Below are 15,986 nucleotides of genomic sequence, written 5' to 3' on the forward strand. Positions count from 1 at the left end.
CAAAATGTCTGCCCGGTATTTTTCTTACGAAATTTAAAATTCTAAAAAAGCGCCACTTTTCTATATGAGATATAAAAAGTGGCGCTTTTTTAGAATGAAATAACCTGAAAATTTTACAGTTTCAAGTCATCAACATCATTGTAATGAACTTTCTGAACAATCGTTCCGTTTTGTACCACTACAATACTTGGGTTTGCTCTTTCAACTGTTTTTAATGCTGTTGCATCGCAGAAATAAAATTCGGTATCTAAATTATATAGTTTTTTAGCTTTTGCAATTTCATCAGCTCCAGAAGCCGTCATTGCAATTACTTTGTATCCTTTTGCATTTGCATTTGCGCTTACTTTTGCTAACTTTTTCATTCCCTCAGGATTAGATAAGGTTAAATCGTAAGTTACAAAAATCAATAATTTTGGTTCTTTTAATAACTCTTCTTTGTAATCAGAATCATCTTTTGTCATTGTAAAATCGTGAATTGGCGGAACATAGCCTTCTGTAATCACCTTGTCTTTTCTATCCACAAACGTTGCACCTTCCGGAATATTCATTAAATCTTTCTCAGTAAATTCTTTGTCAACACCATTTACTTTGTAAATAAAAATCATTTCAACCACAGATTTTGGTGCGCCTTCCGGAATTTCCATTCCTTTCTCAATATTCGTTCCTACTTTATAAGGGCGGAAGTCTTTTATAGGATTATGGTTTAAAACCCAAACAGCCATTAAAACACATAATACAATACTAACTAGAGTAATTAAATTGGTAACTAATTTTGAAAATAAAGGTTTAACTAATTTTTTATTGATGAATAAAATTAAGATAAAGAAAAGTAAAAAAACATCTTTTGTAAATGACTGCCAAGGAGTTAAGTGTAAAGCATCTCCAAAGCAACCGCAATCTTTTACCACATCAAAATAAGCAGAGTAGAAGGTAAGGAATGTAAAGAAAATAATTAAAAGCAATAAAGCCCAAATTGTCAATTTTGATTTATAACCAACTAACAGCATTACTCCTAAAACCACTTCTAAAATTACCAAGAAAATTGCCAGACCTAAAGCTAATGGCTCTAAAAAGGGCATATTGAAAACTGGTTCACTAAAATATTCAGCTAATTTATAAGAGAAACCAACCGGGTCGTTTAGTTTTATTAATCCGGAAATGATAAATAGTACACCGACAAATAATCGGGAGAATTGGGTAATGATGTTTTTCATAAAATATTAAATTTAAAATTCAATTTTTTAAAAACCCAAATTCCAAAATCATGTTAAAAAGTTGGAATTTGGAATTTATTTTTTGGAATTTTATTGATTGATTGGGTTTAAAATTAAAGCAAAAACAGAATAATTAATCATATCCTGATAATTAGCATCGATTCCTTCAGAAACTAAAGTCAGACCCTTATTATCTTCAATTTGCTTAACGCGAAGTAATTTTTGTAAAATCAAATCTGTTAAAGAACTCACTCGCATGTCACGCCACGCTTCGCCGTAATCGTGATTTTTAGCTTCCATTAAGTCTTTGGTTAACTTAACTTTAGCATCATATAATTCGGTTGCTTTTTCAACGTCAAGATCTGGCTGATCGACAACGCCTAATTCCAATTGAATCAAAGCCATAATAGAATAATTGATGATTCCGATAAATTCTCCTTTTTCATCTTCATCTACTTTACGAACATCATTTTCCTGTAAACTTCTGATTCTTTGTGCTTTTATGAAAATTTGATCGGTCAATGACGGAAGTCTTAAAATTCTCCACGCACTGCCGTAATCTTTCATTTTATTGATAAATAAGGTTCTGCAAACCGTAATTACATTATCAAATTCAAGGGAAGTATTCTTCATTTATTGCTGTATATTTGCTAAAATTTCTTCAAAAATAAGGATAATTTTTTAAGAGTTTCAAGTTTAAGGTTCGCTTTGTTTCAAGTTTTTTCTAAACAAAGTGTTAACGCTAACTTGAAACCTGAAACCTGAAACAAAATAAACAATGACAATTAATTGCAAAGGTGAACTTATAGATTTATCGATTCCCAAAGTAATGGGGATTTTGAATGTTACGCCAAATTCTTTCTTTGACGGAGGAAAATATAAAAATGAAGACGAGATTATTTCTCAGGTAGATAAAATGCTTTCTGAAGGAGCAGCTTTTATTGATCTTGGAGCTTATTCTAGTAAGCCAAGTGCCGAATTTATCTCTGAACAAGAAGAAATTAATCGAATTGTTCCCGCCATAGAATTGATTTTAAAGCATTTTCCAAAAGCATTATTATCAATTGACACCTTTAGAGCCGAAGTTGCAAAAGCAAGCATAGAAAGCGGCGCTGCGATTATAAATGATATTGCAGCTGGCGAACTCGATGATAAAATGTTTGAGGTAATTGCAAAATACAATGTGCCTTATATTATGATGCATATGCGCGGCAATCCGCAGACGATGCAGAGTTTAACGCAGTATGATGATCTCATTAAAGAAATGCTTTTTTATTTTTCTGAAAAAGTTAAAAAAGCAAGAGCTTTAGGTATCAACGATTTGATCATAGATCCAGGTTTCGGTTTTGCCAAAACTACCGATCAGAATTATGAAGTGATGCAAAAAATGGAACTTTTTAACTTATTAGAACTGCCTGTTTTAGTTGGAATCTCAAGAAAATCTATGATTTATAAAACACTAAATAATACAGCACAAGAAGCCTTAAACGGAACAACTTTTCTCAATACAATAGCTCTAACAAAAGGAGCAAAGATTCTTCGCGTTCATGATGTGAAAGAAGCGGTGGAGTGTGTTACTTTGTTTGAGAAAATGAATTTATAATCTCGTCATTTTGTCATTTCGACGGAGGAGAAATCACACTAGGAACTCGACAAAGATTGGCGATTCACTTTGAGGAATTACTCGTGTGATTTCTCCTCCGTCGAAATGACAACTTTGCATTAAAATAAAAAACATGAAATACATTACTTTAATTATTGCCTTCCTTCTTTTCTCCTGCGGAAAAAAAGAAGACGTTCTACTTCCAAAATCAAACGTAACAATTGTAAAAGACGTACAGGATCTTTCGCCTATTTATATCTTTTTTAAAACCGAAGGAAAAGATACAATTGCAGATGTAAATAGAAAAAGCAGTATCATTTCCACCAATTGGATTTTCAATATTGATAAGCGCCTGCCTTTAAAGTTGGTAATTCCCGAAGTAATGAAACTTCAGGAAAAAAAGCGAGCCGACAGTGCGCACAAAAACGAGAATGCTGAAAATTATTATTCTTATGCTGATTCTGTTGGAAAAAATTTAGCTTTTCTGCCTTTCACGAAAGTGCATTATAAAAATAAAAAACCAATGGATCAACCAGGTTTTGTATTTGAATTCAGAAAAGGAAATGATTTAGTTTTGTTAAACAATCACTTTGAAGTTAAGAAAGATAACATTCTGAAAGAACTTTATAAAATTAATTTTGCTATTAATCCTAAAATTGTTTTCATTTTTGATGAGAACATGAGTTACGAAGAGTATATCCAAAATAAAATTTTAGTTCGTGATCTTGATACTTTTAATGATGAAATTCCAAGTGAATTCATTTTCTAAAAACTTGAAATCTGAAACAAATAAAACCTGAAAAAAAACTACTGATGATGGTAAGGTTCATTGCGTAAAATAGTAAATCCTCTATACAACTGTTCAATAAAAAATAAACGAACCATTTGATGCGAAAATGTCATTAGAGAAAGCGAAATTTTTCCCTGTGCTTTGCTGTAAACAGTATCTGAAAATCCATAAGGGCCGCCAATTACAAAAACCAAAGTTTTAATTCCCGAATTCATTTTCTTTTGTAACTCTTCAGAAAAACCAACACTAGAGAAGTTTTTTCCGTTTTCATCCAATAAAATCAATTGATCGGTTGGCGAAAGTTTGGACAGAATCAATTCGCCTTCTTTTTCTTTTTGCTGACTTTCGGATAAATTCTTCACGTTTTTGATATCGGGAATAATCTCTAAATCAAATTTGATGTAAAATGACAAACGTTTGGTATAATCGTCAATCAAAGTCTGCAGTGATTTATTGTCTGTTTTGCCTATGGCGATAAGTTTGATATTCATTAATTTAGTTTTTTGCAGTCAAATTAAAAGGTTAAACACATAGAAACATAGTTTTTCTTTGTCGTTAAAAAGGCGTTTCACTTATTTCAACAAACATAGCTATGTGTGAAAGCTTGCTTTTTTTGTAATCTTAATTAAGCAGCATAAAAATCTATGGTTTATGTGTTTAATTTAAGTACAATTCTTTAATCAGTATACTATTTTTTATTTTCAAAAACGTTTTCAAAATGTTCTACAATCGGAAATGGTTCGTAATAATGGTGTAAAATATTTTTCCATTCTAAATACGCTTCAGAAGTTCTAAAACCCACTGTGTGATCCTCCAATGTATTCCAATCAACCAATAAAAGGTATTTGTTTTCTACTTCGAGACATTTCTCTAAACGATGCCCTAAATAACCTTCGATTGATGAAATATACTGACTAGCTTTTGCAAAATCAGCTTCAAATTGATGTGCCAATTCTGGTTTAACGAAAAGAAATGCTGCTTCTAAAATCATAACAATAAATTTTATCTGTTTAATCTGCTAAATCTGCGAGAGTATATTCTTACCTCAGGTAGCAGATCTGGCAGATTTTATTTTTACTAGTTTTTGGAGAACTTCGCTTCAAAAGTTTTAAATCTATTATCAAGATCTTTTACCAATTGCTTTTTTACGGCTTCATCCTGAATAAAACTGAAATTGATGCTGTTGTAAACATATTGTTTTATTGTAGCGTACGAAACATCTGGATATCTTTTAGCTAATAAAACATATTGCTCTGTCATATTGCTTCTTAGAATTCCGGCATCGTCTGTACTGATTACAATTGGCACATTGAACTCTTTGTAAAGTGTAAACGGATGTCTGTTTTCTTTTACTTTCAAAATGAACTCATTACTCACTAAATTGATCTCGATCGGAATATTGTTTTTAGACATGTATTTCAATAAATCATACGAATTTGCTTCGTAAGCGATATCAACTCCATGACCAATTCTTTTAGCGCCAGCAATATAAATGGCGTCATTAATATGCCATGTTAAATCTTCTGGCTGAACCAAACCTAAAGTCAGTTCGCCTGCATGAAGCGTATATTTTACGTCTGGAAATTTAGAATTGCAGTATTTAAACATCACCATATGCAGCCAATAATCTTTCATGGAATTTTCACCATGTTCCGGAGAAACGATATTTACGCCTGCAGTTAGTTTACTTTCGTTTGATGAAATAAAAGCGATAATCAGATTTTTAAATAAATCAACTGGTTCCATAAAACGCAGTACAAAGTTTTGATAACGCATTGTAAAGCGCTCATCATCAATTTTTAGATCTTTATGAAGTTTTGCAAGGAAATTATTATTGAAATCTTCAGCATATTTTTTAGCGTCTTTTTTCTGAATTGATTTATACAATTCGTCTAAAAGTTTTAAAACTGCTTTTTCATCTTTTTGAGCAGAAGCCTGACGAAGTCTCGCATTGAAATCTGTCAAATCTGAAACATTCATATCGCATGGAATTGTTGATAATTGCGTTTCGATGTAAGAAACATTTTCAGCAATAGCTCGTTTTTTTAATTCGAGCATTCCTTCGGCAAAATGACCTTTAATAGTAGGTTCGAATTTCATAAAAGAATCAAAAAACTGATCATCAGAAGGTACAGAACCATTATAATCTTTAACCGACCATGTCTGCATAATTTGTTGTTCGTAAAATGGCAGTTTGTCTTTAAGAGATGAAAAGCGTTCCCAATTTCCTTTTTCCGGTTTGGTTTTCGAAACCGCCAAAGTTTCCAAATTCAAATAAAAGTCTTCTGCAATGGCTCTTTCTAAAAGCGGTTCTGCATAAATTGATCCTGAAAAATGGTGGTGTAAATCGCCTCCTTTTGGCATTTGTTGAAAAAAAGCTGTTAAGAGCGCTTCATTATTTCTGATTTTTTCTAAATAACTTTCAGCCGATTGAGAAAAGCCGATTTGTGCTATAAAAATACAGAAAAGCGTAATTATCCTTGTCATACTCTAAGTTTAAATTACATGCAAATATACGAGTTTTCGAGGAGATTTGAAAATTTGTTTTTTTGAGGTTCAAAGGTTCAGAGTGGCAAAGGGACAAAGTTTAATTGAAATGGATGATATTATAAAAAAGAAAAGACGAACCAAAGTCCGTCTCAGTATTAAAAATTATTAGGTATTAAGAGAAACCTCTGAACCTTTGTAACTTTGTTTCTTTGTTCCTTTTAAGAAAACAATACATCCCTAATATCTTCATTCTTATCAAAAACACTTTTTGCAAAAGGACAAAGCGGAATAATTTTTAGGTTGTTATTTCTGGCATAATCAACGATAGCCATAAGCAGTTTTTTTCCAACGCCTTTTCCGCCGAATTCATCGCTGACTTCTGTGTGGTCGATTATAAATTTTGAATCTCCAGCCCAGGTATAGCTCATTTTTCCAGCTTCTTTCCCGTCTTCTATTGCTTCAAAGTAGCCTTTTTTTGTGTCGTTTATTTGTTGAATTTCCATATTTTTTATACTAAAGAGGTTTCTATTTTAATTGTATTTATAAGTGTTTTATGAACAGGACAACTGTTTGCAATTTTCAAAATTCGTTGTTTTTGTGCATCGTCTACATTTCCTGTAATAAGGATTTTTGTTGAAAATAATGAAACGGAATGTTCTTCATTTTTGTCAAAATCAACCCAAATACTAAGTTCTGGAACATCCCAGCCTTTGCGGTCAATATACATTCGCAGTGTAATTAAGGTGCAGGAAGCAAGAGAAGAAGCCAAAAGCTCAAACGGACTAAATCCTAAATTTTTGCCACCTATTTCTTGTGGTTCATCAGAAATAAGGATGTTTCCTGATTTAGAAGTTATTTCAGTACGATATTTACGTGTATCGATTGTGGCTTTAATGGTATCCATATTTATTTGATTCTTGGTTGAGGTAATGGCACAAATTCGGTTTCGCCTGGAACTTTTGGGAAAGTTTGGTTTGTCCATTCAGTTTTTGCTTTTTCGATTAATTCTTTATCCGAAGAAACAAAATTCCAAAAGATAAAATGTTCTTCAGGAAAAGGCTGTCCGCCAAAGATGTAAACTGTAGAGTTTTCAGCAATTTCAAACTCACAAAGTGTACTGTCGTTTGTAATCAGGATTTGTTTCGGATCGTAAACGTATTCACCGCTTTTAATGCTTCCTTCTAAAATATACAAACCGCTTTCGCCGAATAAATGATTTCCAATATTAATTTTCTTAGCTTCCTTACTTTTAATTTCAATAAAATACAGTGGACTATAAACAGGAACCGGCGATTTTTTGCCAAAAGCTTCTCCCGCAATTAATTTATAGGAAACACCGTCTTCTTCCCAAGCCGGAATTTCATCTGCTTCAACATGCGTAAAATTTGGGTTCATTTGTTCCAATTCTTTTGGAAGCGCCACCCAAATCTGCAACCCGTGAAGCATTTTGTCTGAATGTCTTAAATATTCGGGAGTTCTTTCGGAGTGAACTATTCCTTTTCCAGCTGTCATCCAGTTTACAGCACCTGGTTTTATTTCCAATTCTGTTCCTAAACTATCGCGGTGCATAATGCTTCCTTCAAACAAAAATGTCAAAGTAGAAAGTCCGATATGCGGATGCGGAGGAACATCCATATTTTCATGATCACTTAAATGTGCAGGTCCCATGTGATCGATAAAAACAAATGGACCAACAGCTCTTTTCTCGCGAAAAGGCAATAAACGGCCTACCATAAAGTTGCCAATATTGGCAGCACGTTCTTCGATAATTAAACTGATATTTGACATGTGGTATCTTGATTTGATTTGAAAACAAAATTACAGTTGTGATAGAAATCTGTAACTTAATTTAGGTTAAGAAAAGTTGTTTTTGGATTATGTATAAAAGTAGTGAAAATGTGCAATTATTCAAATTGTTGATTTTGATGTTTTTACGTTTTTGTGTCATTTCGACGAAGGAGAAATCTTCGCAAGAAACTCGACAAAGATTGAATTCTCGTTGCGGAGCTGCTTGTGGAGATTTCTTCTTCGTCGAAATGACAAACTAGACGATTACAACTTTTATTATTTACGAAATTTGTATTTTTAATCAATCAATTCAAACTCCAAGACCTCGCTTTCCGTTCCATTAATTATAATCGATAGCTGATGATTTCCCGTATGAAAAACGCGAGTTGTAATTAACTTAAAAGATTGATTTCTTTCAATTTTAATTAATTGATTTGGATGATAGACCTTTTCACTGATTTTAAAGACTTTTTTAGCCAAATGCCCTTTTGCTTTTTTATAATGGACAGCATATTCTAAACGAATCGTTTTTGGTTCTTCGTTTTTATTATTGAGATGAAATTGAAACTGCAGATAATCTCCAATTTTTACAGTTGGCGTTTTGATTTCGAAAGCCGAAAGTTCAATATTCGTACTTTCTAAACCGTAATGGCTTAAAATTTCTGGATGACCTTGTTTTAATAATGTTCTGGATCCGTGTTTGATAATTGCGTCGGTTTCTTTGGTGTGGCCTTTCCATCTTGAAGCAATTTCGAGCACAATCTGCGGATTATCTTTTGCAATATCATTTATATTATTGGCAACACTTCTGCGCACATATTCTGAAGGATCGTTTTTTAGATTTTCTAAAATAGGCAGAATAGAAGTGGGATCTTTTTTAAGAAACGGAATTGCCATTGCCCATGGTAATCGCGGACGAGAACCTTCACTGGCTAATCTTCGAACATGATGATTTTCGTGCAAAGACCATTTTACCATTTCGTCAATCATTTGTTCTTTGTACTTTAAAATAAAAGGACGAACAGCAAATTCACAGCTTATAAACTGTGTTATGGAAACGAAGGCCTTCGCCGAAGTTTTAAAATCGTCCAAACCGTACATCTCTACATAATCGGCAAAAAATATGAAAGCCAGATTTCCTTCTGTAAATTTATTTTTCTTGAGATTTTCGATTATTTTATCAATTAAAGAGACGGCTTCTGGAAAGTTTTGAGGCATAAACTGATGCAGTACAACCGTGGTATGTTTCATTCTTTCTTTCCATTCTTTTTGAGCAAAATCACCTTCGTAAATTGCTTCAATAAATTTTTGTTTGTTGAATAAAGGATGCACTTCGGCGACAGCCTGACTGAATTTTTCGTAAAAAGAAACCGAATAAATGTCTTTAATTAACCCCATAAATTTTTCATGATTGAACCTCAAAGATATTTAATGTTTGTAATTAAATTATGGTTTCGCTATGAAGTTTTAAACACATGAAACATAGAATTTAAAATTAAGTATAAAGATCATTTAAAAAATCAGATAGCTAGTCGCTTAAGCTATGTGAATAAAAGCAGGTGAAACGCCTTTTTAAGAAAGATAATTTCTATGTTTCTATGTGTTTAAAAAAATAGATGTGTTAAGTATAAAATTAAGTTAATAAGAAACTTTTTGCAGAAAGTAAACTTTTAAATCCATAAAATATATCCTAATTTAGCATATTATAAAAATAGAAAAATGATTAGTCAAGCCCAATTTCAAGCAGAATTACAACTTTTAATAAGCAATGCCATTAGGGAAGATGTTGGTACAGGCGATTATAGTTCGCTTGCCTGTATTCCAGATAGTGCGCATGGTCAGGCCAAATTATTGGTAAAAGACCAGGGAATAATTGCCGGTGTTGAAGTTGCCAAAATGATATTTGAACATGTAGATCCAAAATTAAAAGTGAAAACTTTTATCGAAGATGGAACACACGTAGAATATGGCGAAGTTGTTTTTGAAGTTTCAGGAAGTTCACAATCTATTTTAAAAGCCGAAAGAGTAGTTTTAAATACCATGCAGCGTATGTCTGCTATTGCAACAAAAACCAATCACTATGTTAGGCTTTTAGAAGGAACTGGCGCAAAAATATTAGATACTCGTAAAACAACTCCAAATTTTAGAGCAGCAGAAAAATGGGCTGTAAAAATAGGAGGAGGCGAAAATCACCGATATGCGCTTTACGATATGGTTATGTTAAAAGACAATCATATTGATTTTGCAGGCGGAATCACGCGTGCAATTTCTAAAACAAAAGAATATTTAAAAGAAAATAATCTCGATTTAAAAATTATTGTTGAAGCCCGTAATTTAGATGAAATCAGAGAAATTTTATTGAGCGACGGCGTTCACAGAATCCTGATTGATAACTTTAATTATGAAGATACCAAAACGGCAGTAAAATTGATTGGTACAAAATGCCAGACAGAATCTTCGGGAAATATAAATGAAAAAACAATTCGTGAATATGCGCTGTGCGGCGTAAATTATATTTCATCTGGAGCATTAACGCATTCGGTTTACAACATGGATTTGAGCTTAAAAGCCTTTTAAATTGTTAATTGTAAATGATCAATTATTAATTTAAAAATCTAAGAAGTCTCACCTGTAAGAAGTCTTAAAATCTAAAAATATGTCGAAAGAGATAGAAGCTCGGATTGAAAAACTGCCTGTAATACGCAACTTGGCTCGATTTTTAAAGAGAATAAAACTCCCTTGGTTAGAGGGGTTTTCTTTGTATGATTTACTTGAGATGTATACTTTAGGAATTCTTGAAGGAGCATTTTCGTATCATGCCAGTGCGGTTTCTTTCAGTTTTTTTATGGCTTTGTTTCCTTTTGCCTTATTTATTTTAAACTTAATTCCGTTTATTCCGATAGATAATTTTCAGGAAGATTTTTTACAGTTTGTACAGCAGGGAGTACCGCCAAATACTTATGATGCAATTAGTAAAATTATCAGCGATATCTTAAATAACAGTCACTCGGGATTATTGTCATCGGGATTTTTGCTTTCCATTTTTTTAATGGCAAATGGCATAAACGGGATTTTAAGCGGTTTTGAATCGTCGAAACACGTTTTTGATAAAAGGGGCTGGTTTAGTCAATATTTAGCGGCGCTTGCTATTTCACTTGTAATGACCATTATATTGTTTGTAACAGTGGCTACAATTGTTGTTTTCGAGGTTTTTATCCAAAAAACAATTATTCAGGATGTATTGAGCGACAGGATTCCGCTGATTATTTTAGGAAGGTATTTGTTTGTGATATTAATGATTTTGATAACATCCTCAATATTATTACGTTATGGTACAAAACAATATAATAAAGTTCCTTTTATAAGTATTGGGTCTGTTTTTACGACGATCTTAATTGTTATATCTTCGTTCTTTTTTGGAATTTGGGTTATAAAATTCTCAAAATATAACGAACTTTATGGTTCTATTGGAACATTATTAATTCTAATGTTTTATATTTGGATAAACTGTATGATTCTGCTTTTAGGGTTCGAATTGAATGCTTCTATCAGAAAATTAAAACAAAAAAAAGAAAAATAATATGAAAAATTTGATGCTAACTATCGGAGTGTTCTTCTTTGCCTTAACCATGCAAAGTCAAAGTGTAATTGGAAAATGGAAGACAATTGATGACGAAACAGGTGAAGCAAAATCTATTGTAGAAATCTATGAAAAGTCAGGTAAAGTTTATGGTAAGGTTATAGAGATCCTTCGCGAAAGCCACAAAAAAGATGCGTGTGTAAAATGTGAAGGTGCAGATAAAAACAAGCCGATTCAAGGAATGGTAATTATAAATGGTCTTAAAAAAGATGGTTCAGAATATAACGGAGGAACAATTTTAGATCCTACAAGTGGAAAAAAATACAAATGTTATATCACACTAGAATCTGCAGATAAATTAAAAGTTCGTGGTTATGTGGGAGTTTCTATAATGGGAAGAACACAATACTGGACACGTGTGAAAAATTAATTAAAAATAATACATGCGAAAATTAGCTTCGATAATTTTATTCTTAGTCATAGCTTCAAGTAGTTTTGGACAATCTAAGAACTCGCCATTACAAATAAGTCATCTTACAGGTGACTTTTATGTTTATAGAACTTTTAGTGATTACAAAGGAGCAAAGATTTCTGCAAATGCCATGTATCTGGTTACAGAAAAAGGTGTTGTGTTATTTGATGCTCCTTGGGATGCAACGCAGTTTCAGCCGTTATTAGATAGTATAAAAACAAAGCATCATAAGGAAGTGATAATGCTTTTTGCAACGCATTCTCATGATGATCGTGCCGGCGGGTTAGATTTTTACAGAAAAAAGGGAATCAAAACGTATACTATAAAATTAACGGATGATATTCTTAAAAAAGAAAACAAACCAAGAGCCGAATTTATAATTCCGAATGATAAAACTTTTACAGTCGGACAGTATACTTTTGAGGTATATTATCCAGGCAAAGGTCATGCGTCAGACAATATTATAGCTTGGTTTGATAAAGAAAAAGTACTTTACGGAGGTTGTTTTATTAAGAGCGCCGATGCAAAAGATTTAGGTTATTTGGCAGATTCTGACGTAAAAGAATGGAAAAAATCTATTGGTAGAGTAAAGGCAAAATTTAAAAATCCAATTTATATTATTTCAGGTCACGAAGATTGGACTAATACAGAATCTTTAAATCATACTTTGGAATTAGTTAATGCGTATTTGGCTCAAAAATCTTCAGGAAAAAAGTAACTTTGCTCTTATATATTTAGTACATGTTTTTTATCGAAGTTATTTTACCGCTTTCTTTAGCAAAAACCTTTACGTATCGTGTTTCTGAGGCCGAATTCCATTTTATTAAAAAAGGAATGCGGGTTGCGGTGCCTTTTGGTAAAAATAAAATCTATACAGCGCTTGTATTAGATATTCACGAGAATGCGCCAACATTATATGACGCAAAAGAAATTCACCAAATTTTAGATGAAAAGCCCATTGCAACCGAAACGCAGATTAAGCATTGGCTTTGGGTTGCCAACTATTATATGTGTGGTATTGGTGATGTATATCGCGGAGCTTTTCCAACCGGATTATTGTTAGAAAGTGAAACTATTGTTTCTCATAAACCAGAAGTTATTGTAAATGATTCTGAACTTTCTGATGATGAATTTTTAATTTATGAAGCACTGCAGCATCAGAGTTCACTTAAAGTGCAGGAGATTGCTTCTATTTTAAATCGAAAAAACATTCTGCCAATTCTTCAAAAATTAATAGCAAGAGATATTATAGTTTTAGAAGAAGAAATAAAAGAGACTTATAAACCTAAATTGGTTCGTTATGTAAAATTGCATGCTCAATATGAAACAGATCGAGGTTTACAAGAATTGCTCGAAGTTTTGAAAAGAGATAAACAAAAAGAAATTGTTTTGGCTTATTTTCAAATCAGCGCTTCGGAAAAGAAACCTATAACTGAGAAAAAATTGGTTGAAGTTTCAGGATGCACTTCGGCTGTTATTAAAACTCTGGTTAAGAATGAAATCTTTGAGGAGTATTATTTACAGCATGACCGTGTTTCTTTTAACGGAGAAAAATCAGAAAAAGAGCTTCAGTTAAGTGAAGCGCAGCAAAATGCCTTTACAGCAATTAAAGAGAGTTTTTCTGAAAAAGAAGTTTGTCTGCTTCACGGCGTTACTTCAAGTGGAAAAACGGAAATTTATATTAAATTAATTGAGGAATACCTGCAGACAGGAAGACAGGTTTTGTATCTGCTTCCAGAAATTGCGCTTACAACACAATTAGTTTCTCGTTTACGACTTCATTTTGGAGATAAAGTTGCAGTTTTTCATTCGAAATATAGCAACAATGAAAGAGTTGAGGTTTGGAAACAAACCCTTGAAAATTCAGAAAAAGCACAAATTGTAATAGGAGCAAGGTCGGCTTTGTTTCTGCCCTTTAATGATTTGGGGCTGCTTATTGTTGATGAAGAACACGAACAGACTTTTAAACAGACTGATCCTGCGCCGAGATATCATGCGAGAGATGCAGCAATAGTTTTGGCAAATTTTCATGATGCTAAAGTTCTTTTAGGTTCTGCAACTCCAAGTATTGAGACGTATTTTAATGCTCAAAATGAAAAGTACGGTTTGGTTACGCTTGCAGAACGTTATAAAAATGTTCGTATGCCCGAAGTTGTTTTGGTTGACTTAAAAGACAAACATTTCAGAAAAAGAATGACAGGGCATTTTAGTGACCTTTTAGTAGAGGAAATTGCAGAAGCTTTATCTTTGGGCGAACAAGTCATTTTGTTTCAAAACAGAAGAGGATACTCTCCTATAATCGAATGTTTGACTTGCGGTCACGTACCGCATTGCCAGCAGTGCGATGTAAGTTTGACGTATCATAAACATAAAAACCAGCTTCGTTGTCATTACTGCGGGTACTCTATCGCAAAACCTACCAATTGTCACAGCTGTTCCAGTATCGATTTGACTACAAAAGGATTTGGTACCGAGCAGATAGAGCAGGAGTTGATCTCTCTTTTTCCGAAGGCTAAAACTGCTAGAATGGATCAAGATACTACTCGAGGCAAGTACGGTTTTGAAAAGATTATTGATACTTTTAAGAATCGAGAAATTGATATTTTAGTAGGAACTCAAATGCTGGCCAAAGGTTTGGATTTTGATAATGTAAGTCTGGTTGGAATAATGAATGCAGATAATATGCTGCATCATCCAGATTTTAGGGCTTTTGAACGCAGTTTTCAAATGATGACGCAAGTTGCCGGAAGAGCCGGAAGGTCTGAAAAACAAGGAAAAGTAGTTATTCAAACCTACAATCCAAACCATAATACAATTCAGCAAGTTACAAACCATAATTATATGGGTATGTATAAAGAGCAATTGTATGATAGACAGATTTATAAATATCCGCCTTATTTCAGGATTATAAAACTGACTTTAAAACATAAAGATTTTGATAAACTGAAAGAAGGCTCAATGTGGCTGTATCAGGTTTTAAGCCAAAATTTGGGAATGCCTGTTTTAGGGCCAGAAGAACCTGCCATCAGCAGAATTCGAAATGAATATATAAGGACTATATTAATTAAAATTCCGCAAAACCTGCATCTTGGAAACACAAAAAAAACTATTCAGAAAATGTTGAATAGTTTTGAGGCTGTGGCTCAATACAGAGCTATAAAAGTTGTGATTAATGTAGATTTCTATTAATAATAATTAAGAAGAAGTAGAAAGTGCTCGTACTAAATCTTCTTTTTTGTTGCGGCTTAATGGTATTTTGGTAATCCCAATTTCGGCAAACTTGCTGTTAAAGCGCTCTACCTTATCTATATTAATAATGTACGATTTGTGAACACGAATAAATTTATCTTTTGACAAATCATTTTCAAAAGACTTCATTGTTGAAAGAACAAGATTACTGTCGTCCTCTGTCACAACTCTTACATAATCTCCAAAAGCTTCAATCCACTTAATTTTAGAAGTAAAAATTTTAAGTTTTTTAAGATTACTTTTGATGAAAATATGCTCGCCTTCTTCTTCTTTAACGTCTTTCTTGAGAAGATGCATGTCGATTGCTCTTTTTACAGAAGCATTAAAGCGATCTACCGCAATTGGTTTTTGCAGATAATCTGTTGCATCATAGTCAAAAGCTTTTAAAGCATATTCAGCTTTAGAAGTAATGAAAATAATTTGAGGTTTCGATTTTAATCCGTCTAGGAAGTCAAAACCATTAATAACAGGCATTTCTATATCAAGGAAAATTAAGTCAATATTATTTAATGAGATACAACTTTTTGCTTCAATAGCATTAGAGAAGTCGCCAATTAAATGCAAGCCTGGGTGATTATTAACCAATTTGGCAATAATTGTCCTTTGTATAGAACTATCATCTACAACAACACAGTTTAGTTTCATAACTTTAAATTTAGAATAAATTCAGGATAGCAGTAGTAAATGTATTATTTTTTTGGAAAAAAAACTAAAATGAGCGCACATTTTTTGCGTTATGACGAATAAAAGGAAAAAAGTGTTGTATATATAAATATAATGATTACTTTTGCACCCAATTT

17 protein-coding genes are annotated in these 15,986 nt (G+C 32.7%); 7 read left to right on the top strand and 10 right to left on the bottom strand.

Annotated features, from left to right (window positions below; genetic code table 11):
• Positions 1–113: 113 nt before the first annotated feature.
• The gene (locus HYN86_RS12525) at positions 114–1,214 is read right to left on the bottom strand and encodes a BT_3928 family protein (protein ID WP_113678331.1); all 1,101 of its coding nucleotides are present in this window, start codon (positions 1,212–1,214) and stop codon (positions 114–116) included.
• Positions 1,215–1,304: 90 nt separating this feature from the next.
• Positions 1,305–1,847, bottom strand: coding sequence for a DUF1599 domain-containing protein (locus tag HYN86_RS12530; RefSeq protein ID WP_113678332.1), 543 nt, complete (start codon positions 1,845–1,847; stop codon positions 1,305–1,307).
• Between the two features lie 145 nt (positions 1,848–1,992).
• Here HYN86_RS12530 and folP point away from each other — a divergent pair, with 145 nt between their 5' ends.
• Complete coding sequence (folP, locus tag HYN86_RS12535) at positions 1,993–2,817, top strand: dihydropteroate synthase (RefSeq protein ID WP_113678333.1); 825 nt, start codon at positions 1,993–1,995, stop codon at positions 2,815–2,817.
• A gap of 133 nt (positions 2,818–2,950) precedes the next feature.
• The gene (locus tag HYN86_RS12540) at positions 2,951–3,586 is read left to right on the top strand and encodes a hypothetical protein (protein ID WP_113678334.1); all 636 of its coding nucleotides are present in this window, start codon (positions 2,951–2,953) and stop codon (positions 3,584–3,586) included.
• Between the two features lie 38 nt (positions 3,587–3,624).
• On the opposite strand, the gene rlmH is transcribed toward HYN86_RS12540, so the two are convergent.
• The 7 genes from rlmH to HYN86_RS12575 form a co-directional block, all read right to left on the bottom strand.
• On the bottom strand, positions 3,625–4,098 hold the full coding sequence (gene rlmH / locus HYN86_RS12545; protein WP_026982293.1) for a 23S rRNA (pseudouridine(1915)-N(3))-methyltransferase RlmH: 474 nt from the start codon (positions 4,096–4,098) through the stop codon (positions 3,625–3,627).
• Between the two features lie 197 nt (positions 4,099–4,295).
• On the bottom strand, positions 4,296–4,598 hold the full coding sequence (locus tag HYN86_RS12550) for an antibiotic biosynthesis monooxygenase family protein (protein WP_113678335.1): 303 nt from the start codon (positions 4,596–4,598) through the stop codon (positions 4,296–4,298).
• An 86-nt stretch (positions 4,599–4,684) separates the two neighbouring features.
• Positions 4,685–6,094 carry an amidohydrolase family protein gene (locus HYN86_RS12555; protein WP_113678336.1) on the bottom strand — a complete coding sequence of 470 codons (1,410 nt, stop codon included), beginning with the start codon at positions 6,092–6,094 and terminating at the stop codon, positions 4,685–4,687.
• A 221-nt stretch (positions 6,095–6,315) separates the two neighbouring features.
• The gene (locus HYN86_RS12560) at positions 6,316–6,600 is read right to left on the bottom strand and encodes a GNAT family N-acetyltransferase (protein WP_113678337.1); all 285 of its coding nucleotides are present in this window, start codon (positions 6,598–6,600) and stop codon (positions 6,316–6,318) included.
• 5 nt (positions 6,601–6,605) lie between these two features.
• A complete protein-coding gene (locus HYN86_RS12565) occupies positions 6,606–7,001 on the bottom strand; it encodes an OsmC family protein (RefSeq protein ID WP_113678338.1) in 396 nt (131 codons plus the stop codon).
• A gap of 2 nt (positions 7,002–7,003) precedes the next feature.
• Complete coding sequence (locus HYN86_RS12570; RefSeq protein ID WP_113678339.1) at positions 7,004–7,885, bottom strand: pirin family protein; 882 nt, start codon at positions 7,883–7,885, stop codon at positions 7,004–7,006.
• A gap of 297 nt (positions 7,886–8,182) precedes the next feature.
• A complete protein-coding gene (locus HYN86_RS12575) occupies positions 8,183–9,283 on the bottom strand; it encodes a DNA alkylation repair protein (RefSeq protein WP_113678340.1) in 1,101 nt (366 codons plus the stop codon).
• Between the two features lie 321 nt (positions 9,284–9,604).
• Here HYN86_RS12575 and nadC point away from each other — a divergent pair, with 321 nt between their 5' ends.
• The 5 genes from nadC (at position 9,605) to priA (ending at position 15,126) form a co-directional block, all read left to right on the top strand.
• Positions 9,605–10,462: a carboxylating nicotinate-nucleotide diphosphorylase gene (gene nadC, locus HYN86_RS12580; RefSeq protein ID WP_113678341.1), complete on the top strand. Its 858-nt coding sequence runs from the start codon at positions 9,605–9,607 to the stop codon at positions 10,460–10,462.
• Between the two features lie 79 nt (positions 10,463–10,541).
• Positions 10,542–11,465 (top strand): YihY/virulence factor BrkB family protein, encoded by a 924-nt coding sequence (locus HYN86_RS12585; protein ID WP_113678342.1) that lies wholly within the window; start codon positions 10,542–10,544, stop codon positions 11,463–11,465.
• A gap of 1 nt (position 11,466) precedes the next feature.
• Positions 11,467–11,895 (top strand): DUF2147 domain-containing protein, encoded by a 429-nt coding sequence (locus tag HYN86_RS12590; protein WP_113678343.1) that lies wholly within the window; start codon positions 11,467–11,469, stop codon positions 11,893–11,895.
• Positions 11,896–11,908: 13 nt separating this feature from the next.
• Positions 11,909–12,655: a subclass B1 metallo-beta-lactamase gene (gene bla-B1-FLAV / locus HYN86_RS12595; protein ID WP_113678344.1), complete on the top strand. Its 747-nt coding sequence runs from the start codon at positions 11,909–11,911 to the stop codon at positions 12,653–12,655.
• Positions 12,656–12,678: 23 nt separating this feature from the next.
• On the top strand, positions 12,679–15,126 hold the full coding sequence (gene priA, locus HYN86_RS12600; RefSeq protein WP_113678345.1) for a replication restart helicase PriA: 2,448 nt from the start codon (positions 12,679–12,681) through the stop codon (positions 15,124–15,126).
• 6 nt (positions 15,127–15,132) lie between these two features.
• On the opposite strand, the gene HYN86_RS12605 is transcribed toward priA, so the two are convergent.
• Positions 15,133–15,831: a LytR/AlgR family response regulator transcription factor gene (locus HYN86_RS12605; protein WP_057118467.1), complete on the bottom strand. Its 699-nt coding sequence runs from the start codon at positions 15,829–15,831 to the stop codon at positions 15,133–15,135.
• Positions 15,832–15,986 lie beyond the last annotated feature (155 nt).

The sequence above is a fragment of the Flavobacterium fluviale genome (assembly GCF_003312915.1).
GTDB lineage: Bacteria > Bacteroidota > Bacteroidia > Flavobacteriales > Flavobacteriaceae > Flavobacterium > Flavobacterium fluviale.

What these genes read in the sequence shown, in the direction of transcription:
- HYN86_RS12525 (WP_113678331.1), bottom strand. Translation starts at nt 1,214, where the DNA reads ATGAAAAACATCATTACCCAATTCTCCCGATTATTTGTCGGTGTACTA.
- HYN86_RS12530 (WP_113678332.1), bottom strand. Translation starts at nt 1,847, where the DNA reads ATGAAGAATACTTCCCTTGAATTTGATAATGTAATTACGGTTTGCAGA.
- folP (WP_113678333.1), top strand. Translation starts at nt 1,993, where the DNA reads ATGACAATTAATTGCAAAGGTGAACTTATAGATTTATCGATTCCCAAA.
- HYN86_RS12540 (WP_113678334.1), top strand. Translation starts at nt 2,951, where the DNA reads ATGAAATACATTACTTTAATTATTGCCTTCCTTCTTTTCTCCTGCGGA.
- rlmH (WP_026982293.1), bottom strand. Translation starts at nt 4,098, where the DNA reads ATGAATATCAAACTTATCGCCATAGGCAAAACAGACAATAAATCACTG.
- HYN86_RS12550 (WP_113678335.1), bottom strand. Translation starts at nt 4,598, where the DNA reads ATGATTTTAGAAGCAGCATTTCTTTTCGTTAAACCAGAATTGGCACAT.
- HYN86_RS12555 (WP_113678336.1), bottom strand. Translation starts at nt 6,094, where the DNA reads ATGACAAGGATAATTACGCTTTTCTGTATTTTTATAGCACAAATCGGC.
- HYN86_RS12560 (WP_113678337.1), bottom strand. Translation starts at nt 6,600, where the DNA reads ATGGAAATTCAACAAATAAACGACACAAAAAAAGGCTACTTTGAAGCA.
- HYN86_RS12565 (WP_113678338.1), bottom strand. Translation starts at nt 7,001, where the DNA reads ATGGATACCATTAAAGCCACAATCGATACACGTAAATATCGTACTGAA.
- HYN86_RS12570 (WP_113678339.1), bottom strand. Translation starts at nt 7,885, where the DNA reads ATGTCAAATATCAGTTTAATTATCGAAGAACGTGCTGCCAATATTGGC.
- HYN86_RS12575 (WP_113678340.1), bottom strand. Translation starts at nt 9,283, where the DNA reads ATGGGGTTAATTAAAGACATTTATTCGGTTTCTTTTTACGAAAAATTC.
- nadC (WP_113678341.1), top strand. Translation starts at nt 9,605, where the DNA reads ATGATTAGTCAAGCCCAATTTCAAGCAGAATTACAACTTTTAATAAGC.
- HYN86_RS12585 (WP_113678342.1), top strand. Translation starts at nt 10,542, where the DNA reads ATGTCGAAAGAGATAGAAGCTCGGATTGAAAAACTGCCTGTAATACGC.
- HYN86_RS12590 (WP_113678343.1), top strand. Translation starts at nt 11,467, where the DNA reads ATGAAAAATTTGATGCTAACTATCGGAGTGTTCTTCTTTGCCTTAACC.
- bla-B1-FLAV (WP_113678344.1), top strand. Translation starts at nt 11,909, where the DNA reads ATGCGAAAATTAGCTTCGATAATTTTATTCTTAGTCATAGCTTCAAGT.
- priA (WP_113678345.1), top strand. Translation starts at nt 12,679, where the DNA reads ATGTTTTTTATCGAAGTTATTTTACCGCTTTCTTTAGCAAAAACCTTT.
- HYN86_RS12605 (WP_057118467.1), bottom strand. Translation starts at nt 15,831, where the DNA reads ATGAAACTAAACTGTGTTGTTGTAGATGATAGTTCTATACAAAGGACA.